Raw genomic sequence first — 21,755 nt, 5'->3', positions numbered from 1 at the left:
GAAAAGGAATGTTTCTCTATGCTGTATAGGTTTAACCGTTTTGTAAAAGATAATTATATTATTTTTATCATCGAAAAGGAGCTGACTTACTAATGCCCAGACGTAGAAGATGGCAAGCACAAATGAATCAGAATCAACTTAGCCCGTCGGATTCGGTTGCGCCAACTCATAATGAAAACTTTGCTTGGAATGGAATGCCGATTCCTCAAATTAGCTCACAGGAAAGCACGAGGTTTATAGCACAAGCACAAGGTAACCCACAGACGTTCCAAGGCGGAATGCCTGTCCCGGGATCAACTGGCGATCCTAATGCCGTTTATGGGCAGCGAAATACGGGAATTAATAATGCCGATGCCCGTAATGTAGGCTACCAAGGCGGATATTCCGGTTATAACAAGCTTGGTCAACCGGTGCAGTACGGTACTTTTATGCGGGACGGGACACAGTACGGCAAAGGTCCGCATACCATTGATCCTAACAAAGCGATCATCCAAGCAGTTCATTATGAAAATGGAGGCATAAGTGCAGTTCAGTTTCAGGACGGTTCCGTTGCGGATATTGCATCGGCTATCGCATTAGCGGAAATGGGTCTCATTGAAGATGTTAATACAGGTAAAAACCGCGAGGGACAAAAAACACTAAGATCTTATCCCGACGGGAACCCGGATAATAACCTTTCCAATCTGCCGCGGTTTTAAATAAACTTATTAATTTCAATAAAAAACACCACGCACCAATCCTGTGCGTGGTGTTTCCAATTCCGTTAACTTCCAACTCTCGGCTTGGCCGGATTGCATCCCAGTTCAGCCGTCTGAATGGCAAGTGCTTAGCTAAAGTGGGGTTACTCTACATGTTCCTCTTCAAGATATATGGTCTCAATCTCGTTAAACTGAGTTTTCAGCCTCTCCACAAGAGCTTTAACGCCAAAGACCTCTGTGAATGTATGACTTCCAACAATCAGATTCATACCAATGAATTTTGCGTATTGAACAGAGTACAAAGATTTTTCACCCGTTATATACACATCGCATTTCGCTTCTTTTGCTTGTCTTATTAAGTCCGTAGAATTTCCAGCACCTGTAAGTACACCGACCCTCTTAATAGGCAAGTTGGAGTTTTTCCACGTCTTTACATCCTCACCCAATGAATTGGTGATTCTTTCCACTAGCTCTTCAAAAGTTATGGATTCGTAATACTCACCAATTCCAATGATTTCTTTGTTGTTTTTATAGTGTGTCTGCTGAATTTTTTTTATTATCCCGATTTCTTGTAATAACGAATTGCAAGTACCAAATTCAACAAAATCCAAAGGGAGGTGTATATAAAAATGTGAAATTTCATTTTCTCTCAGGTCTCTCATACATTGTTCCTTTACGCCATAGAGAAACCCCCAAGCGTCATGGTGAGTAATAATGAACTGAACTTTATTGTCCGCTGCTCTGCGAATCACGTCTGGAGTAAGATTCGTTGTGAACCCAACTCGAATGATTTCCTGTGATAGTGGGTTATTAAAACCATACTCATCATTCTCTTTAAATTGATCAACTAAGTTGCCAAAGGAGCTTTTAATGAATGCATTGAAGTCAGTTAGATTCATCTTATTCCCCCCTGAGTTACATCTCAAATGTACATATGTATCTAAAATAGATATACAATAAATAGCTCAACTCAATAGTAAGTCATCCGTCGAAATTTAGCGTTAGCATCCTTCACAGAAAATTGGCATGAAGACACATTAGACTATCGTACCCGTTAGCTTAATCATTCCACATTCTTGTTACTTCTTCTAATTCTAAGTCCTCGAATTGCATTTTATAGATATCTGGTTTCTTTAATTGATTCAAAAACTCCAAGCCAAAAGCTGGATCAAAATGGTTCATCATCAAAGTCATTACAAGACCATGAGTCCCGATTGCTATTTTCTTCCCTCTGTGCTCTTTTAGTATGGGCTTTAGAACTGAGATTGCTCTTTTCTGACAATCAGCATTAGACTCTCCACCCGGCAAGGTATAATTAGGGTCATTAAAACTCTCTCTGATACTAGACATTAACTCTACATTTTCAATAGTATTAGATGCAAAATGACGTTCTCTAAGATCTTCAAATACTTTAATATCTAACTTTAAGTGCTCGGCCAATCCCTCAACACTAAGAATTGCTCGATTATAAGGACTTGATATAATCATGTCTATTCCTTCACCTATAAGTAACTTCGTTACTTTTTCAATATCGATCTTTCCTTTTGGGGTAAGCCCTCTTGTTCTTTCATTTCCTTCATTGTATGGTGATTCTCCATGCCTAACCATATAGATAATTGTCTTCATACAGGGCTCCTTTAGATGCTTTCATTAAATATCACACTATGATTTCACATAACGTTTATTCACAAGGTTTATAAAATTATCCAACTCAGAAAATATTCGAGAAATAATTGAACTATCCTGCCCATTAGCTTAATGACAGAAAGAGCAGCTGCCGCGGCGGCAAACTGCTCCTTGATGGAATTGACCTAACGTACCCGTTTCAAATACGAAGTTGTAGATGTATATGACCCGTTAATAGTACATCCTCCAAGTACAACAACCGTGATAATCAGAAGCTAACCGATATTCCTTATTCTTAAAACCACCGTTATTACATACTTTGCTGACCCCGTCCTATAGTCAAAAAAGAGCCGATGGAAGCGGCCTCACCGGCTCCATCGGCTCTTACAGTGCATTCAACAAGCACACGCTTTATACAATCCCTTGCTTTAAATAGCTTTCCATACCACAAGTAAAGCGTCTGCCTTTTGCTGAAGCAAGCTTTTCCCTTCTGCCGATATATGCTTCTCCATCGCTTTGTTGTTCAAATGCTTCAGGAAGTCTTCAATATGCTTGGATGCTTGTCGGAGCGATCCCTTATCGTATTGATGCTCGGCCTGCATCAAATTATTCTGCAATTGCGATGCTAACGGAGCCCGTAGCTGCCCGGAAGCCACAAGATCCTGAACGGCCTGCCGGACAACGGATAGATTGGTCTGCGTCTTGACCGTCAGCACCGGACTAGGGTCCGATGTATTGCCCTTGCCGTCTTTGGCTACAATGTGGAACGAATACGAGGTGTCCGGCGCAAGTCCGGTCACGTTATACACAGCTTCCGTAACCGACCCGTATACCGTATCCGTAACCGTTGCATGTAGCTTGCCGTTCATCCAGACATCGTAATTCATTGGTCCCGAGCCGGCATCCGTCACCCTCGGCCACGCAAGCTCCACCGACGTATCGGTAACGGTAACGGCGCGCAGACCGCCAGGGGCCGTAATGGCATCCTTCGTTGTAAATTGCCATACGTCCGAGCTGATCCGGCCGCCATACGCATCCTCCGCTACCGTGTACCAGGAGTAAGTCTTAAGCTCTCCGAGACCGTTCCAATGCACCTGTGCGATTTGCCCGCTGGCTACTTTAGCAACGGAGCCGATTGCTTCGTTCGTCAGGAGTTTTGCTTCGATATAGTCAGTCGCTACCCGTTTCTCTTTCGGCGTCAAGTTCAACGTTAACGTCACTTCGTCCTTGCCCGGATATTGATCCGGTTCATAGTAATTATAATCGTTCTTGTAAGGAGAGTACGTATTGACATACAGGTTGCCGCTTTCCGTATCAAAATGCAGCAGCTTCATGTACCCGAGGCCGCCTTCCTCAAAGCCTTGATAATCGTTAAGCATTTGATATACTTTACGATCGGGCTGACCGTCGCCATTGTCGTCCACCTGATCCGTTAGGAGCGCGCTGCCTGTATAATGGCCGCTGAACACGGCAACGACATTGCTATTCGGGAGAACTACCTCTTGATAAATCGTATTGCCCGTCTCGGACCGGGTCCCGTTAGGCTGCAAATAATCATGCAGGCAAATGACGGCTGTGCGCTCCGGATACTGCGTCAATATGCTGTTCATCCAGGCGATTTCCTCGCTGCCAATGCTCCAGCCCATATACAAGAACAAATAATCGTTGCCGTTCGCGGAGATCAAGTCGTAGTGACCGCGGTTGTTCTTGTAAGAATCTCCGTAATAAGGCTGCCGCTCAAAGCGGTCCGCTCCAAAATATTTGTAATAGGTCGTATAATCGCTGTCGGTCGTCCCGACATCATGATTGCCTGCGAGTACGCCGTAAGGGATGTTGGCATCCTCCAAAACCTTCATGTTGGCGCTGGCTCTATCCCACTGGTATGCCGCCGTCGGCTCATTCACCAGATCCCCGGTGTGAACGACATAGCGAATGTTCATCTCGCTAGCCTTGTCTTTGATCCAGTTCACCTGCGATTCATAGATGTGCGGGTACAGCTCGGAATAAAACTGGGTATCCGACATCCAGACAAACGTATAGTCATAATCCCCGCGCGCCGGAATCTGGTCCTGTACAATGACATCAACCTTCCGATCCCTGACATAGTCACCGGCGGTCACTTTGCCCCGCAAGGTAAAATCGTCCTCCGTCGACGGGACGAAGGAAGCGGCGTCCGTCCATTGGCCCTGCGCATGGTTCCATGCATACATCGTCACCTTGCGTCCGGCCAACGAATGGCCTTTCCATACAATCTCGATCTGATCGTCATTACTTACACCCTCATCTAGCTTCACCTGCATACGCAAATATGGGAACTGTGTAGTAGAGTCTACCTTCGCATATTGGCCGTCGACTGCCAACAGCTTGCTTGCTTCCTCCTCCGTCAGCTCGGTTTCACCTGCCGGCTGAAATACGGAAGGCGGCTCCCAGTCTGTCGCATTCGTAAAGAAGCGAACGCTGTCGCGGTTGGCTGCGCCGTACTTATAGCCCTTGTAGAAAGTAACCTTCATATCGTCGCCGGTCGGGTCATTGACACGCACTTGGAGTGCAGGGTTCAAATCGACGCCGACCGCCCCGTCCGAAGGTGCTGCTACTGCAGGCTCGTCAGGTGTCTCCACCGGTGTCGTAAACCGCACGCTCTTCTCCGCACGATTGCCGACGCGGTCCTCCGCTTCGATCCTCAGCTCATGGCTGCCGGGCGAGAGCGTTGCTGACGAAGCCCCGTAAGGAGTCTGAATTCTCTTCCCGTCCAGCTGCACCTCCACCGTCTTGACGCCGGCTACCGGGTCGACGGCCGCTGCCTCAATCGTAAAGGCGCCTTTGTACGCCTTCCCTTCCTCTACGCTCGTACGGATTTCCGGTGCGGTATTGTCTACCTTTACCCGAACCGTTGCCTGGCTTTGATCCGGAGCGCTCACCTTAATCTGATGGTCGCCGTCCGCTGCGGCAGCCGTATTCCACGGATAAGCAAGGGAAGTCAGCTTCTCGGACGGAATAGGGAACGTAAAATACACCACCGGGAGGAACCGCCCGTTATCCCCGATATCCAGCAGTTTTGTCGGGTCCTCATAGCCGTTAGCCCGAATCTCCGTTCCATCCGCCAGCAGCAATCTGACATTTCTCACATCGTAGTCGTCCAGGTTCGTTTCCGGATTATCTTCGAAATACGGCCTTACACTGCTGCCTGCACGGATTGCGATGACATTGTCCCCCTCATGCAGCTTAGATGGATCAATAGGGGCGATGACCGAGCCGAAATCATTGACCGCCTGATCGGCCATGTACAAAATTTCACTGCCGGAGGTCACGGCGTTTTTGCCGTTCATTCCCTGGGCTTCGAAAACGAAGTAAGCCGGTTTTTCCAATGCGCGATAAGTTCCGCTTACGACCGATCCATCAATAGTCAGCTGCAGCTGAAGCGGGTCCGTATGCTTCGCAGACGCTTTAAGCAGCGTCGGTCCTTTGAGGATACTGCCCTCCGCAACATTCAATCGCGGGCTTGCATCGTTGCCGTCGAGATCGATGCGATACGTATCGCTTGTCGTCTCATGAACACCGTCCGTAGCTACGAAATAGTAGTCCAGGTAAGCATTGCCGATAAGGTCCAATAGCCCTATCGTATGATGGTATTTGGAATCCTGGCGGCTCAGCTTCATATTAAACGGTGTAAAGCTTCCGCTCTTCTCAGTCCTGACCATCAAAGTAAGCGTCTTAACCCACGTATCGTCCTGCGCTTCGGCGATGATCTCCACACCTTGAGCGGGATCAGCCGATGCCCCTGTCTCATTGCGGATGACAGGAGCCGTCGTATCCACAATATGCAGCGGCTCTGACGGAACTTGACTAGGATCGACGACTCCCGGTGTAGCTGGAAGTTGGCCTCCGCTGGTCAGCGCCATTTTGTTGCTGCCATCTTCCGGATATCTGTAAAAAATCCCCTTGTCCGGTGCCGTGATCTGTTCGCCTTCGTTATAAAAAGCGGTCACAATCTCATGTCCGGTATTCGTAGCAACGACTACCTCACGCATCCGAGTATTGGCCATCCCGCCCGAATGGATGAGTACTATGTCCTGATTTTCCACCAAATTTGTCTTGAAGTGGGCGTTGAAGTCCGCCACGGTCAGGTGCGGGTTGTACGTGTTAATAATCCAAAACAACAGCGTATCCCGTGGCTGCACAACGACATTATCAGGCTCGAAGGCCCACGTCGATTCGCTTTCCAAATAGCGGTATATGATTTTATAATCCTTAAACGAAATCGGCTTGTCCGTATTGTTATATACCTCTATAAATTCATAGCCGTCGGCGCCGTTAACGTTGGACGTATCCGGAACGAGCTCCGTAATCAGCAGATGCGGGGTGGTGCTTCCTACGGCAGCGGCTGCCTGTGCATATACGGGACCGATCGGGGTTACCCAGGAAATGATCAGCGTGATAGCTAACAAGAAACTTATCGTGCGGCGAACGGATTGCGTCCTCTTCATAACTTGCCTCCCTGCGGTTTTTTGTACTAATTAAAGAATCCTGTCACTTTGTTTGAACGCAAAAAAAGACCATGAATCACCCCCAGTTTTCTGCTTCTGTTTCTTTCATTGAAAGAAATGGATCAGCAGGAAAGGGTTTTTCTCATCGTCTCCAACCCGAGCTTCCCAGTTATAAGCGCTTACAACAATATAGTATACATTCCAAAAGAAGGAAAAGCTATGCTACTTTTTACTCTAATATTACTCAAAATTGTCTTCGCTACGCATTTATAAAGGGAAGGATCATTCCCATCCAAACGCACGAATTAGGTATTCAAGCTATCTGAGGTCATAACGGCAATAGCAGGTGATGCAATATCATGCAAATAAAAGGAACCGCTTTATATCACGACACAAAAACTAACGGGCAGTTTAGTTCCTAAATATGTTAATATACGAGAGAAGTTTTAATATTTTAGGGGGTATTGAAATGAGTAAAAAAGGAGATTTTATTGAATTTATGGTTAAATCGAATGCTCTTATATTCGGCGACTTTGTAGCTAAGAGTGGTAGAAAGACACCATACATGATTAATACAGGGAATTTTCAAACTGCGAAGCAAATTACTATTTTAGGCGAATACTACGCTGATTGTTTACACTCAAACTTGGATAAATCCGTAAATGTTCTCTTCGGTCCTGCCTACAAGGGCATCCCGTTGGCGGTAGCTGCTTCTGCTGCTTTATACAATAAATATAATAGAGACATCTCGATAACATTTAATAGAAAAGAGAAGAAAGATCATGGTGAAGGAGGACAAATCATAGGGTATATACCTCAAAATAACGATTGTATTGCAATCATTGAAGATGTGATTACTGCGGGTACAGCAGTAAGAGAAAGTATAAATTTACTGAACAACACAGCAGATGTAAAGATTACAAATTTAATCGTTTCAGTTGACCGTTTAGAGAGGGGACTGAGTAATAAGACGACGATTCAGGAACTAAATGATGACTATGGCATTCAAACCAATGCCATCGTAACCATAGAAGATATAGTAAATTATCTACATAATCGTGAAATTGACGGAAAGATTGTAATTGATGGGATCATGAAAAATACAATAGAAGATCATCTCAATCTTTATGGAGTTAGATAACGACAATGTAAGATGACACAAACAAAGTTGCATAATCGTTTGTGCCACAAAAGACGCTTCGGGACATTCGCCTTCGGTCCACCCAAGGTGGCAGACACCTGCATTTCTACACCCCGTGAGCGATGTTGTTCATAACGACCTTAATGACAACAATGTGCTGGCGTGCGGCAGGGACAGCTTCCGGATCATCGACTGGGACGCCCTGTCCGGCCAGGGTGTAATATCATTTCTAGAAAGCTGTTCTGCAGATCTCGGATCTCAGATTACCTGGGTAGAAGAAAATATAAATAAATACTATATTAAGCCAGACGGCACGGACTCAAGTACTACAAAGTGAAATATTAATGTTTCGACATCCACATGAGAAGCACAACGCCAATCCTACATCGGCCATGCTGGCCAATAGCACTCTGCATCACCTCGCCCCCTTCTTTCGTAGTCATTTATGCGTTATTTCCTATAAAAGTTTTCAAAGTCTCCAGCTGCAATAGATGATGCCTGTAATGCATTTCTACAAGCAAATACCACTCAATGGCGCTCAGTGCACCGAATCCGGGATGAAGAATTTTTTTGCTTTCGTGCACTTTACTCAGAGCGGATTCAGTACGTTTCATACGCACTACTACACCACGAATACCTTCTGCCAGCTGCTCTTTACTCTCCGGCTGTTTCGGGGTGTATTGCGGTGAAGCGGGGACCCGAATCCGAACGGGCGGAAAGCTTCCCAGTTCAAAGGCTTCCTTGCCCCTCTCCGTTTTTTCCTCCATAGCATCTATCGTTGCATTACCTCCAGCCAAGCATTGATCTACATTGTTTAAATGCATGAATTGAGCCGATTGAATCAAATGCATATACATTTGACCAATCGACCATTCCTCCTCGTTCGGTTTTTTTATCAGTTGCTCCATATCGAGGCCTTCCAGTTCGATCAAATAACGTTCTACTATCGTTTCAAATGCCTGTGATGCTTCCGCTGTACTTCTCATGAATCAATCCACTCCTTATTATTTATTCTTGAATATAATCCCAATATAAAATAACGCTCCTGACAACAGTGTGTCAGTAGCGTTTTAAAATTTTTTCGGCTTCTTCCCGAATCCGATGTCGGAAAGTCTCCGGTTCCAGCACCTCGACATCCCCGCCCCAGCCGAGGAGATAAGGCAGCAGTTCCTCCGGCTGACGGACAAGAAAGTTGACTAAAAGACCGTCCTTCCGCTCCTCAATCGATTCCATATAAAAATAACAAGTCTCAGCGATTTTGTCCGCGATTTCGGGGTTAGCCCGAACCAGCACCCGTTCGTTACGGTCGTCCGGCTGACGGTAATTGTTAAGGTTAAATCCATGTGGAATGAGAAAGCGATCTTCCAACACGGTAAGCCCCATCATCCGTGACAGCCTGAAATGCCGAGTTTCCTGCCGCAAGTCGCAGCGTGCAATCAAAATCCAATTTCCCTGAACCAGCACCAATCCGTATGGAGCGACATCACGCGTGCTTTTCCGATTGCCGTCCGTTTCCGGCATTTTTTTCAGATACGTGATACGTAATTTGCGGCGTTCCATAATCGCCCGCCTCGCTTGTCCGAGATAGTCCTTTTCCTTCCAGCTGGTTACCGGCTCGCCAGCCTGAAGAAGCCGCATTGTTTCCCGAACGCGCGTCGACTCGTCTCGTACTGGTTCAGGCAGGATAGCTTCAATTTTGCGTCGAGCCGCTTTAGATACATTTACGTAATCACCATCCAACCGCTGCTCGATAAAGTCAGCACCCATAAGCAAGGTTACGGCCTCTTCAGCAGAAAACCCGATCGGTGGAAGAAAATATCCATCCATTAGGGAATAACCCTGCCCGGGAGCCCCAAGGATCGGAACACCCATTTCACTAAGAGCCTGTATGTCTCGATATATTGTCCGCACGCTTGTCTCAAACAGAGACGCCAAGTCTTCCGCTCTCAATAACTTGCTCCGTTGTAGCTCAAGCATTATGGCGAGCTGCCGTTCGGTTTTGTTCATTATCTGTTCCCCCGATGTCCGTCATGCAAGTCCATTCTACCATATCAAACTGCAAGCTAGTTGAGAAGACGGCAGCTATATTAATCAGCTGTCGTCTTCTCGATTTTATTGAGCTATCGTACCCGTTAGCGCAACGATGTAGATTGTTTAGATGGCCAACCCGTCAATGGCATTTCTAATTGTTAACGCCATCACCCTTGCTGATGTTTTGGTAAATTCCCGAAAAAGCCCTTCTTGCACCCCTAGGGCGAGAATGTTTTCATTTGGAAGTAAAACAGCTTCATCATGGTCTGCTGAAAACTGAAGTTTACCATCAGCAGTTATAGAAAATATAATTGCTGTAATTTAATTCCCATGGTAATATCTACTAGGTATTTTGAATCATACTAGGAGGTCGTACCATGATTCTCAAAAAGGCAATTCTTACTGTTGCACTACTTAGTCTATCTTTTGCATCAATTTCAAGTGCCCATCCGGGAAGGACTGATTCTAAAGGTGGTCATACTTGCCGGACTAATTGCGCAAAATGGGGTTTAAAGGATGGTGAGTATCACTATCATAAGGGTGGTGGCTTTTTCATAGGCGTAGATATCCCAACGAATGAACCTACACCCTCTACATCTGATGTTGAAGAAACTACTCCTTATGGGTATGTTAAAGTTACTCTTCCGACATTTAAGGTTTATATTAACTATAAAACTGGAGCTTCAGACGCTCAAAACTCTACTTTAGAATACCCATTTTTTTTGTACAATGATATCATCTACGCACCGTTGAATTATGATATGTGTTCAACTCTTACCATTGAAAACACTTGGTCAAATGAAGTGGGCTTATCATTAAGAAAAACTGACACAGAGATTGGGGAGGGTGTGCATTTCCAGCGTATTAAGGCATCCTCTACTCAGCCTACAAACATGTATGCGCACCTTCCAACATTCAATATTTTTGTCAATGATGTATGGGTGGATAATGCGAATGAAGAATATCCATTTTTAGTTTATAATGATGTAACATACTATCCAATGACTTGGCATTTTAATAGTAAATTTGGTCTAACCACTGGATTAAAAGACAATAGGTTCGATATTTTTAAGTAGATTAAGGGCTGCCATTGGCAGCTTTTTATTTTCCAAGTAAAAACTGAGTTTCATATGAACTTTTTGATTTGCAACTCTATGGTAGCGAGTTGTCCATCCGAATCGACGAAGAGAGCTACACTTTCAAACCAATTGGAGCAAGTAACATCAAAACGGCTTCACTTTGTAATGAAAAAAGGTAAACGCTCTAGCGTTTACCCTTAGGTTGTCTTCCACTATCAGCTACCACCTGTTCCAAACGAATGCGGTAAGAAACGACAACGGCGGCTATGTTTATCGCGCCCCCCCTCATCAAACGCTCCATCAATGCCAATCTCCCCATTGCATCCGAAAAAAGTTACCGCTGCAAAATATCCGAAACAATGCTCTCCAATTCGTGCGGCTCGTATGCATGGTTGTATATGCCGAGAAAAGCTCTCGTTGCCTCCGGGACGCTGCCGAGCAACCGGTTGACAGCCGTCTGCTCCGGTGACAACGGCACGTTTTTCGTATAATGGCACGCCATATAAAACCGCGACAGCATCTTGTGCTCCAGCTCGCCCGCATACTCGTTCGCCATCGTCCCCCAGTGCGCCTCCCAGGAATCGTGTGAGGCGAGCACCTTCGTCAGCACGCGGGCTCCGTACAACGCATCGTGCTGGCCTTGTCCGACCGCCGGGTCCTTGAAGGCAAGCGCGTCTCCCGTCAACGCCCAGCCGCGGCCCATTTCTTCGTACCAGTCGTTATCGTAGCCGTGCAGCCCTTTGATCGGCCCGACCAGCTTGGCGTCGCGCAACCGCCGCGGAAACGACGTGGCGGCAAGACCGGCTTCGATCGTTTCCCGGAAACACGCTTCCGCCTCCCTAGCGAACTTATCGAGCCGCGCCTTCCAGGCGAGCGGAAACATAAGGCCGACGACATGCAGCTCGTCGCTAGTCGGGAAAACGATAGCCAACTGTTCGCCCATTTTGTAAAATTCCGTGCACCGTTCGCCTTCCTGCCGGAAGCCTTCGAAATAGCCGACATACGAAGCGAAATCCGTCGGTACGGCCCTTTTTCGCAAGCTTCCGGCCCACTGCCGCACTTGCGACCGCCTCCCGTCGGCGCCGACGACGAGCTTGGCGTAAAAAGCCGCCGTTTCCCCGTCCTTCCCGACCCCTTCGACGCCGATGACCGTATCGCCGTCCCACAGTAGTCCCATTGCACGGAAACCCTCCAGCGCTGTAACGTTCGGATGCGCGGCGGTGTGTTCGAATAAGATCCGGTCAAGGTGGGTGCGCCGGATGCAGAGGCATTCAGTTTCCCCCGAGATTTCCGGAAACGCCCCGTCGATCACCGTATCCTCCATCCGAATGTACGCCCTCCGATACGTCGGCGTTCCCGTAGCCAGCAGCCGGTCGAGCACGCCCATTTCCCGCAGCATCGCAACCGAATTGTTGAAAAAGTTGTGAGTCGACAACACATCGCTCGGAAAATGTGCCCGATCCAGCAGCAGCACGTTGTAGCCCACGCAGCCAAGCTCCCAGGCGAGTGCCGACCCGGCGATGCGAGCACCCACGATGACGACGTCAAAGCTATTTTTCATATTGAAAATCTCCTCCCCTATGATCCGACTGCATCGATTGTAACCCGCAGCGGGGAGCAAGCGCGTCTATCGAACGATATAGGGGGGAGATATATGTTTGGCTAACCGTCTTCCCGCTTACCCAGCAGACCCAACCGCTCCACCGCGCGGAACGCCTGAACGCGGCCACTCGCCTGCAGCTTGCCATATATGCGGTGCAGATGCAGCTTGACGGTACCTCCCGTAATGACAGGCCGAGCCGCGATTTCCTTGTTCGCCAGCCCTAGCGCCATCAGCCGCAGCACCACTGTCTCCCGCGAAGGCAGGCGAGCTTCTTAATCCGCTACGGGCGACGAATCAACACCTGCCTCGCCTCGGACTTTGGCAAAGGAGCTGCCTCGGCAGCTCCTCTGTAGAATTTTACTATACAGCTCTTTTTAAGTAGTGATTCTATAGATGTCTTAACTTTTCCGGATTTGCGACGGTATAAATCGCTTCGATCTTATGATCTCGATAAGCAAAAGAATAAACATACTGAATCCCTTCATCCAAACGAATGCAGATTCCGGGGAGCCCATTCACCATGAGGAACGAGTACGTAAATTTACCCGCATGCATGTTGATCACATTGTGATGAAGCTTCAGCACTTGCTCAAACCCGACAACAGGCACTTGTGCCGCGCTTACTTTGCCTCCGCCGTCCGAGTAGAGCACAACATTTTCACTAACGAGTTCAAGAAGCTTCGTCGTATTTCCTTGCAACAGCGAATTCACAAACTCTTTAATCTTCTCCTCCGCAATGGAAACCGGCGGTTGTTGGTCCGGGTCGAAATGGATGCTTTTTTTGGCGCGGTGGAAAATTTGCCGGCAATTCGCACTGCTTTTCCCGACTATATCGGCAATCTCTTCAAACGAATAATGAAAAATCTCTCGAAGAAGAAAAACCGCCCTTTCCGATGCACTCAATTGCTGCAGAAGCAGAAGATAAGCCGTGGAAATCGACTCCGATCGCAAATACCTATTGGATGGATCGTCGTCAGTAGCCCCTTTTTCAATCAAGGGCTCCGGAAGCCATGGACCGACGTACATTTCCCGCTTTTTGGCTGACGAGCGCAACAGATCCAGACAACGATTCGTTACGATCTTGTATAGGAATGCCCTTTCGTTTCGGATTGTCCCGACGTCGGACAGTCCGTCATAGCTCAAAAAAGCATCTTGTACGATATCCTCCGCATCCATGACGCTGCCGAGCATTCGATAGGCTAACGAAAACAGCTCCGTTTTATAACGTTTATATAATTCCTCTATGCTCATAGGAGGCATTCCTCTCCTTGCTCTCAAGGGAGAGCATGTGTTGTATGGCTCTTTTGGCGCTTGCCGTCGCGGCATCAACCAATACTTCACCGTGCGACGCCCATTCACCTGCTACATATAATCCTTGTATTTCCGGGACAGCGGGTCCGGGATTCTCAAGACGTTTCATATGCATAAAGTCGTGACAAACCGTCAGTTTAGGAAGGTATTGCTTGACAATCAATTCTTCCCGCCATCCCGGCTGCATCAAATCCAGCACGCCTTCCAGTTCATGCAAATCTTTATCCGGGTCCGTTTCTTTCCCTTGGTACTTTATGAGCGATATGACTTGCGCGCCATCGTCGCTTAAATAAGCGGCACGCGATTGATTGGTAAGAAGCACGGTCTGATCGATCCCGTATGCAAATTGTTGTTTAGGCTTGGGAAGTCGTTTCAAGGCCACGTCCAGGCAAGCCGCTGTGATCTCAATCGCTTGTTCTTTCCAGGTATGAAGGGCGGTTTCCTCTGCAAAGGGCACCAGCTGATTTGCGACAGAAGGTGATGTGGTAAGGACAACATGGAGCGTATCGATTTTCGTTCCGTCTTCACAGAGAACCTGCCGCACAATCCCGCCTCGGGTATCGATGGACGAGACTTTGGTATTTGTTTCAAACCGCACTCCCAGATCGGTTGCCTTTTGCCGCAATTCCTCGACCAATTCACCCCAGCCACGATCCAGGTACAACACGCCTTTAAGGGCATTCTGCAGTTGTTTCAATACAGGACCCGCGGCTGGCAAATCCGGCCCGGCCACATAACTGGCGGCACGAAGTAACGAATAAAAGATATTGCGCACCATGGGATCTCGCAAATTCCCTTCAACCCATTCGCGGACACTGATCCGATCAAATCGACGAGTATCCATTTTTAAAAGTTTCGTAAGACAGGAAGCAAACTCCATCTTTCCTTTCCAAGACAACAGCGGGGTCGTAAACAAGGATTTCATATCCGAAGGCAAGGTGTTCAATTTCCCTTTCCAAATGCCATACGCATCACTCGAAGGTTGCTTTCCTTGCAGGGTCAGTCCCAATTCCCGGAAAGTCGCGTACGCATCTCCCGTATACAAGGCATGCGCGCCCAAATTGAAGTAAGCTCCTTTTTTCTTGTTGGAAATGGCTCGGCCGCCTAAGCGATCTTGTTTTTCAACGACCATGGTTTGTTTCCCGGCTTTAGCTGCGTAAATTGCTGCGGTTAAACCCGCAATCCCTCCACCAACCACGACCACGTCAACCTTTTGCATCGCTCATCATCCCTTTCAAATTTTACCTGTATGACGGGCAAGGGATGTGAAGTGTGACAGAAAAGCAAAAAAAATTTAAGAGAAATCTTCTGGATTGACAGGATTCCCCAATTAATTGGAGCAGATGCCGTGCCTGCTCCTGCTCCAAAAACAATTCAATAATAGCACGTATTGGAAGTATCCTGCTGTTAACAGCTTAACGCGGCTGCCGATTCTGAACAGCACCCCGTCAAGTAGACAGTACAAATAATAAAACAGTTAAGCGGCCTTGTTCCTGAATTCCATCGGACTAAGGCCGTTTAATTTTGCTTGTAATCGTTCATTATTGTAGAAACAGATATAAGCCTCAATATCTCTCTTGAGGTCATCAAAAGTTTCGTACCTGTGTAAGTAATACTTCTCGCACTTTAAAGTTCCCCAGAACGATTCCATTGGGCCGTTATCGATGCATCGCCCAACCCGAGACATGCTCTGAGACATCTTGTTCTCATCCAAAATCTTCTTGAAGTCCAGCGATGTGTATTGAAAACCACGATCGCTGTGCAGCATAGGCCTGCTTCCAGGGGCCGCTTGTAAGGCTCGCTCCAAAGTCTGAAATACCAATGGGTTGTTATTGGAATGTCCCATAACATAGGAGACGACAGATTTATCATGAAGATCGAGAATGGCACTTAAATAAGCCTTCTGACCATGGCCATATTTAAATTCGGTAACATCTGTTACCCATTTCTCATTAGGCGCTGTTGCTTGAAACTCACGGTTTAACAGGTTCTCTGCCACTTGTTGTGGAGTAGAACGCATATATTTTGGTTTCTTCCTACGGATTACGGACTGGATTGCCTTTAGCTTCATCAACCGATATACACGTTTATGGTTGATCGCTTTTCCGGTTTGTTTGCACATATGCAGGGTTAATTGACGATACCCAAAAGTACGCTCTACTTTCTCGTAGATGTCCATCATCACTTGCATCAGCTGCTCATTCTCTAACTCATGAGAGCTGGGTTCGCGATTTAACCACTTGTAATAGCTTGAGCGTGCAATTCTAGCAATTTCACAGAGATGCTGAATACTCATTGATTCATCCTTGTGAAGCGCTCGAATGGCAAGGTAAACCGTTTCTTGTCGTATATGACCTAGCGTCGCCTTCTTTCGAGTTCCTCTAACTTTTTTAAAAATGCATTTTCGGCCCGTAGGCGCTCAATTTCATACTCCATCTGCTTCATCTTGAGTTTCTGCTGCTCAGCCTCCGTTAACTCTTCCGGGGCTTTCTTTCTGCCCCGGCCATCTTTTAACGCATCTTGACCACCATCTTCAAACTTCTTCACCCATTGATACACTTGTTGGTAGGAGACCTGGAATTGTCCCACTGTTTTTTGATAGTCATGCTGATTGGTCAAGCAATACTGAACAATCTCTATCCGTTCCTGCCACGTAGTAGTACGACCCTTTGTCATAGCTTTTGGTTCCCCTTTATAGGCATTTAAGCTGCTATGACCATTATACTTCTTAATCCAGTCGGAAAGTTGTCTCGTACTAGCTATCTTGTATTTCTCAATGATCTGGTATTGGGATAATCCCCCTTCAAGATAATCCTTCACCGCTTGGAGTTTAAATTCAGCGGTATAACTTTGATTATGTGTACGGCTCACCAGACCCTCAGCCCCATAAAGCTTGTAGCGCCGCTGCCATTTCATCAAAGTTGTTTTGTTGATCTCATATTTCTTAGCAGCAGCTAGAAAACCAATCTCTCCCCTTAACACTTCTTCGAGAATATTGAGTTTCTCTAGCGCATTATATTTTCCTCTAGCCATGAAAAAAGCTCCTCTTTACAATAAACAGGTTTTATTTTTTCACCTGTCTACCGCAAGGGGAGCATATCATTCATGCCGACAGCCGCGTCTTAGTTTTTTTATAAAGCTATCAATGACAAACTACTTCAATAAAAGAGGGACCCCTTTCCAAATTATGAGTCCCTACTATTGTTTTGGTATTGGGTTGATGTCTGAAGAAAATAAAATTTATTCAGGAGCTTTATGGAACGTCACGGCACCGGTAAGAGGCTGATCAGTTACAGTCATGACTGGGACGGTCTCATCTCCTTTCCACAAAACAAAGGAAGCGGTCGTCGTCGGTCTCGGGCTTCCGGACTCGTTCTTTGTCAAAGTCAACCTGACGACATACCGTTCATTGTCCGCACCTCTCGCTGATCCTTCTACGATGACGCGATTATCGTCAATGACAAGATATTGAAAGCTGCTCATCACAAGCTTAAGTCCGCTCGACTGGAGATGTATCCCCATTCCTTCGGGTAAGTAGCTGCCACCATAGCCTAGCTTGCCGGTAAGATGGATTTTGCCGTATGTGTTTCCCGTAACCGTATCGCCTGCAGTCGATTCTGGGAACCACCCTGCTACGGTAACGGGGCCACGCGCCGGATCATAGACGGCAAACGTGACGGACTCGCTCGCCTGATTGCCCGCAAAATCGGTTGCCGATGCGCTCAAGGTGTGAAGCCCCAGCGCGGTTACGGCCGTTCCTGACACGAAGGGCTGCTGGTTCAGCTTGACGATCAAGCTCTTCACTCCGGTCTCAACATCGCTCGCCGTGACGACGGGCGACGCGCTTACCGGGTAGCTAAGGCCTTCTGTTACACCTGAGACGCCGATGACAGGGGCGGTGCTATCGGTCAGCTTAAGCTCCAGATAGGGCTTGAAGCTGCCATTCTCCCTGGAATTGAAATTGGTAGCCAATCCAGACGATACATCTTGAACAATCGCCATGCTCGCCGTCTTATCTCCGGATAGCTGCCCGGCGATATAAGACGTGATGTCAAACGCGCGCCACCCCGCCACATTGTCGACGGTAACCGTCGAGAGCGGCTCTTGGGTTTCAGGCTTGTTGTTCCAGGTCACTTCCTTTTCCATCCAGCTGTCGTTGCTTACCGCCCGGACCGTATTGTCTACTTCCGTTCCGGCTGTATCGTTCGTCACCCCATATAGGTACAGAACAGCCGAGTTCAAATCGCCGGCTATACCGTTCAAATCGAATTGGAAGAAAGTCTCTCGTCCGAAGTTGGGTGTGCTCTTTTTGACCGTCAGGCTGGTGGCGGTTCCATAATTCGTATCGGCGTAGTCACCGCTCCTCACGAAAGCGTCCTTGACCGGCAGAAGCTTAAGGCTGAGCGGATCGATGACCTGAAATTCGACCGTCGCGAATTTGAGATAGCCGTCAAGCTCAACGAATGCCGCTACTTTGGCCGTCCCCACCCCATTTGCTGTCACAAGCCCTGATCCGCTCACCGATACGACGTCCTTGTCGGTGGACACGTATTCCACCGTCGCCCGGCTCCTATCGAGCGGTTCGCCCGTCGTCATCCTTCCGGTAAGGTGGAGCTGCGCCGATTGCGTCACCTTCAGTTCCGTCAAGTCGGACGCGAGAGCTACTGTTTTCAAGCTCGGCGGCTTGGTCTGACCGGGAACTACCTGATCGTAAATACGGACTTCCGAGATGCTGTTAAATTCGTTCTGCGAGTTTCCGTGTCCGACGATTCGAATATAGCGCACGTTCTGCTCGCCAGTATTGTAATTTTCCGGCTCGTCGGTATTCCCGGAGCTGCTGCCGCTAAATGCACGTGCCCAGCTCGTGCCGTCAGCCGATACGTCGATATCGAACGAAGAGGTGCGTTCCATTCCTCTGTACCAGGCTATGGACACGCTGCGCACCGTTTGGGCGGAACCCAGGTCATAGCTTATCCACTGTCCGTCCCCAAGAGCTGACCAGCGGGTTCCCAAATCGTCATCAATCGTATTCGACGGAACGTTCCCGTCATCTCCGCTCGCCGTCACGGCGACAATTGGCAAGCCCGCCTGCCCTGCATTGGATTTTCCAGGGAAGTACACCGCATACCGTGCGCTTCCTCCGCCGGGCTTCGATACATCGATCCATGCGGCACCAGGCAAGCTGTCCGCCTGCGAGATCGTTACAGACGCGCCAGCATCGGCCGCAGTCGCCGTCACAATCGGAGCGTTCGTCGTCCCTAGAGGCAGTGCCGCATCGTATGTGAAGGTCCTGCCTTCAAAGCCGGCCAGCGGAACGCCATCCAGCGATATACCGCTCAGCAGTGGAGCCGTTGCGGCGTTTGTCTGCCACTGGGACAGCGGCTGTACCGCCGGAAGCTGTGTAGGCGGGGCTTCTCCCTCGCGTAAAGGCACCATCAGTACCGATAATTGCAAATTCTGCACATCCTCGACGTGGATAGCAAGTTTGCGGATGCCGCTGTTCGGATTTTGCCCATCCGGATTAGGCGATGTCGGCAGAGGCTCGGGATCCATCATGACAAACTTAGCCTGCGACGGCGACAATATGCGCGCCCACAGCCTTTTGCCGTCCTTGGACAGCATAGCCCAGCTGCCGTCCTTCGCGATTTCCTTAATATCGGTCGAAGTGTGCATAAACCACCAATAGTCGGAAGGCGCTTTCGCATGCACTTCATCCTGTACGAGCATCTGCCGACGGTTATCGAGCAGCCGGATGCCGCGCTCGGCTTTATGAACCTCGCTTGCGTAAGCTGCGGTCAAATCGGCAACTGCGAGCGCTTCCTGCGGCGTCGATTCGACCCGGTTGATCACAATGCTCTTCGAGTCGTCCTGCTCCGGTCCTTGCCCGGGGTTAATGACAAGCACGTTCTGCCCCTCGCCCCGCATCCGGTAGTAGTTCCATCGCTGATTGCCGAAATAGCCGGGCAAATTGTAGTTGTCTGCGCCAAGCTCCTGCGCCCATCTTACGCCAAGAGCATCGAATACAAACGTTCCGGCGTCGAGATTGTGATGGTTTTTCTGCTCACTGGCGCCCTTGAAGCCGGCATACAAAGCTTGCGGGTCTTCCCAGGCGCTGCGAAAGGTGACCGCTTCCACGTTGCGGAAGTATTTGTCTAACGGAACATTGGCTGCACGAGGCCCCGCATAGTTATTCGGCATATACCAGAGCAGATCGAGCGGAGACGGGTTCATGTTGACACGCTGCGTCTGCCACCAGCCGTATTCCGGCTTGTTGAACTGCTCTCCGAACCAATGCAGCGACGGAGAGTTAGGCACACCCGAGCCGGCGTCCGCAAAATTGAATATTTGGTTGACCGGACTGGACATAAAAATCGGGAAATCACCGTTTTGCGGCAAGCCCGGGCTTTGCGACAAGTTGAAATCGGTTCCGAGCGCCGTCTGAAGCGCCTTGAAGTAAACCCCGATATATTGGATCGAATATTGCCAATAGCCAGGTCCCTCGTACCAGCCGCCGTCAGGCGCCCATTGGCCCAATGCTTTCGGCAGTGAGTTAAACCCGCGCTGCAGCAGGTCTTCGGCCATGGCTTTTACCTCGGGCTCATCCCCCAATGCAAGCGCGCCCATGCCGATGCCGCCGTTGACGACAAAGTTCCAGTTGTTCGTCGTGTTGACCCAAAACTCGGGTTTGTTGTATCCCGCCAAAGCCGGGATGAAACCTTTCGTTATAATGGAATTTCGCAGAAACGCTCTCCGCTCTTCCGTCCAATAATCGTACAGCCAATCGTAACCGATTGCGAAGGCATGCGTCATTTCAGCCGTGTCCAGGAAGTGGCTCGGATTCCAATCCTTGAAATTTCCCGCCGCCTCCAGCTCCGTCCACGCCCGCTCCGCGTAGCGTGAATCACCGCTAATCCGATACTGCATGCCCAACGCCAGAATGCGCTCCAGCACTTTACGGCTGACCGCGAGCAGTCGAACACCGTCGGGTATTTCATATTGGGAAGCCGGCTCCGTCAAAATTTGATTCGCCTTGACAGTAAGGCGGCCGTACCAGTCTGAAAGCCGCACGTCCGTTTGTATACGCTGCTGCAGGGCGGCAAAGTCGGCGGCTGTCGCCAGCAGCCGGGGGTGCTGCGTCGTAATCATGTCCGTTATGGACACCTCCTTGCTCAGCTTGGCATCGTCGAACCATACGGTTCCTGTAGCGTTCCAAAGAAACAGCTCGAACAGCATGCGGACGGCTCCTTCAGGCACCGTAACCTTCTGCGTTATTTGCTCCCAATTCTGAGTCCCCTTACGCGCTCCGGCAAAGGAGTCCGTGCCGATCTTCTGGTTGGACGAATTGTAAAATTGGTAGCGGATGACAACCCCTCTGTCGGTCGATACGATGTTATCCATTTTCACCCAAGCACTAAGCTGGTAGCTTGCCCCCGGCTCCACACCAACCGACTGGGTAAGGCTGTTTCGTGCGGTAGCATCCGCTTGGATCCGAATCGATTTGCCGCCGTCCTTGAACACCGCCTCATCGATAACGTACTGCGGCGTACCGCTGGCAACCCATCGGCTCCAGCTGGACGGTAATCCGCCTGTCACCGACTCGAAGCTGCCGTTAACCAGCAGATTCGGCCCTGCTGGAACGGCATTCGTTACCAGCTCCGCTTGTACGGAAGCTGCCGGAACATAACCGAAAAGCAAGGTAATCATGATCATCAGAGCCATGAGTCGCTTGGGCTGAACAGCTTGCCTCATGGCCTTCGTTGCTGCATTCACGGAAAACCCCTC

The 21,755-nt window shown here is 48.7% G+C and carries 15 protein-coding genes; 3 read left to right on the top strand and 12 right to left on the bottom strand.

All coding sequences use genetic code 11. The features are described 5' to 3' along the window. Nucleotides 1–122: 122 nt before the first annotated feature. Entirely contained in the window at nt 123–698 is a 576-nt protein-coding gene (locus tag DVH26_RS10260; protein ID WP_239633593.1) for a DUF3892 domain-containing protein, read from the top strand. Between the two features lie 143 nt (nt 699–841). Here DVH26_RS10260 and DVH26_RS10255 read toward each other — a convergent pair whose 3' ends face one another. The 3 genes from DVH26_RS10255 to DVH26_RS10245 all read right to left on the bottom strand — a co-directional run bounded on the left by DVH26_RS10255 (nt 842) and on the right by DVH26_RS10245 (nt 6,808). Next, nucleotides 842–1,597, bottom strand: coding sequence for a Nif3-like dinuclear metal center hexameric protein (locus DVH26_RS10255; RefSeq protein ID WP_239633592.1), 756 nt, complete (start codon nt 1,595–1,597; stop codon nt 842–844). 160 nt (nt 1,598–1,757) lie between these two features. Beyond that, the gene (locus tag DVH26_RS10250; protein WP_239633591.1) at nt 1,758–2,324 is read right to left on the bottom strand and encodes a histidine phosphatase family protein; all 567 of its coding nucleotides are present in this window, start codon (nt 2,322–2,324) and stop codon (nt 1,758–1,760) included. A 428-nt stretch (nt 2,325–2,752) separates the two neighbouring features. Continuing rightward, a complete protein-coding gene (locus tag DVH26_RS10245) occupies nt 2,753–6,808 on the bottom strand; it encodes an FIMAH domain-containing protein (protein WP_239633590.1) in 4,056 nt (1,351 codons plus the stop codon). Between the two features lie 469 nt (nt 6,809–7,277). On the opposite strand from DVH26_RS10245, the gene pyrE reads away from it, so the two are divergent. Beyond that, entirely contained in the window at nt 7,278–7,949 is a 672-nt protein-coding gene (pyrE, locus tag DVH26_RS10240; RefSeq protein ID WP_239633589.1) for an orotate phosphoribosyltransferase, read from the top strand. Between the two features lie 443 nt (nt 7,950–8,392). Here pyrE and DVH26_RS10235 read toward each other — a convergent pair whose 3' ends face one another. Both DVH26_RS10235 and DVH26_RS10230 read right to left on the bottom strand, forming a co-directional pair. Beyond that, nucleotides 8,393–8,935 (bottom strand): DinB family protein, encoded by a 543-nt coding sequence (locus DVH26_RS10235; protein WP_239633588.1) that lies wholly within the window; start codon nt 8,933–8,935, stop codon nt 8,393–8,395. 73 nt (nt 8,936–9,008) lie between these two features. Continuing rightward, entirely contained in the window at nt 9,009–9,956 is a 948-nt protein-coding gene (locus tag DVH26_RS10230) for a helix-turn-helix transcriptional regulator (RefSeq protein WP_239633587.1), read from the bottom strand. 401 nt (nt 9,957–10,357) lie between these two features. On the opposite strand from DVH26_RS10230, the gene DVH26_RS10225 reads away from it, so the two are divergent. Then, nucleotides 10,358–11,056: a YHYH domain-containing protein gene (locus tag DVH26_RS10225; protein WP_239633586.1), complete on the top strand. Its 699-nt coding sequence runs from the start codon at nt 10,358–10,360 to the stop codon at nt 11,054–11,056. A 337-nt stretch (nt 11,057–11,393) separates the two neighbouring features. Here DVH26_RS10225 and DVH26_RS10220 read toward each other — a convergent pair whose 3' ends face one another. The 7 genes from DVH26_RS10220 to DVH26_RS10190 form a co-directional block, all read right to left on the bottom strand. Beyond that, on the bottom strand, nt 11,394–12,620 hold the full coding sequence (locus DVH26_RS10220) for an FAD-dependent oxidoreductase (RefSeq protein WP_239633585.1): 1,227 nt from the start codon (nt 12,618–12,620) through the stop codon (nt 11,394–11,396). 101 nt (nt 12,621–12,721) lie between these two features. Further along, nucleotides 12,722–12,904 carry a LuxR C-terminal-related transcriptional regulator gene (locus tag DVH26_RS10215; protein ID WP_239633584.1) on the bottom strand — a complete coding sequence of 61 codons (183 nt, stop codon included), beginning with the start codon at nt 12,902–12,904 and terminating at the stop codon, nt 12,722–12,724. A 145-nt stretch (nt 12,905–13,049) separates the two neighbouring features. Further along, nucleotides 13,050–13,913 (bottom strand): RNA polymerase sigma-70 factor, encoded by an 864-nt coding sequence (locus DVH26_RS10210; RefSeq protein WP_239633583.1) that lies wholly within the window; start codon nt 13,911–13,913, stop codon nt 13,050–13,052. Then, the gene (locus tag DVH26_RS10205; protein WP_239633582.1) at nt 13,891–15,192 is read right to left on the bottom strand and encodes a phytoene desaturase family protein; all 1,302 of its coding nucleotides are present in this window, start codon (nt 15,190–15,192) and stop codon (nt 13,891–13,893) included. Before DVH26_RS10205 ends, DVH26_RS10210 begins: the two co-directional genes overlap by 23 nt. A gap of 258 nt (nt 15,193–15,450) precedes the next feature. Then, on the bottom strand, nt 15,451–16,323 hold the full coding sequence (locus DVH26_RS10200; RefSeq protein ID WP_239635333.1) for an IS3 family transposase: 873 nt from the start codon (nt 16,321–16,323) through the stop codon (nt 15,451–15,453). A 5-nt stretch (nt 16,324–16,328) separates the two neighbouring features. Further along, the gene (locus DVH26_RS10195; RefSeq protein ID WP_239628707.1) at nt 16,329–17,006 is read right to left on the bottom strand and encodes a helix-turn-helix domain-containing protein; all 678 of its coding nucleotides are present in this window, start codon (nt 17,004–17,006) and stop codon (nt 16,329–16,331) included. A gap of 207 nt (nt 17,007–17,213) precedes the next feature. Next, nucleotides 17,214–21,743 carry a CBM96 family carbohydrate-binding protein gene (locus DVH26_RS10190; protein ID WP_239633581.1) on the bottom strand — a complete coding sequence of 1,510 codons (4,530 nt, stop codon included), beginning with the start codon at nt 21,741–21,743 and terminating at the stop codon, nt 17,214–17,216. Nucleotides 21,744–21,755: the final 12 nt, after the last annotated feature.

The organism is Paenibacillus sp. H1-7 (assembly GCF_022354825.1).
Lineage (GTDB): Bacteria > Bacillota > Bacilli > Paenibacillales > NBRC-103111 > Paenibacillus_S.
This window is presented reverse-complemented; position numbering and strand designations above follow the sequence as displayed.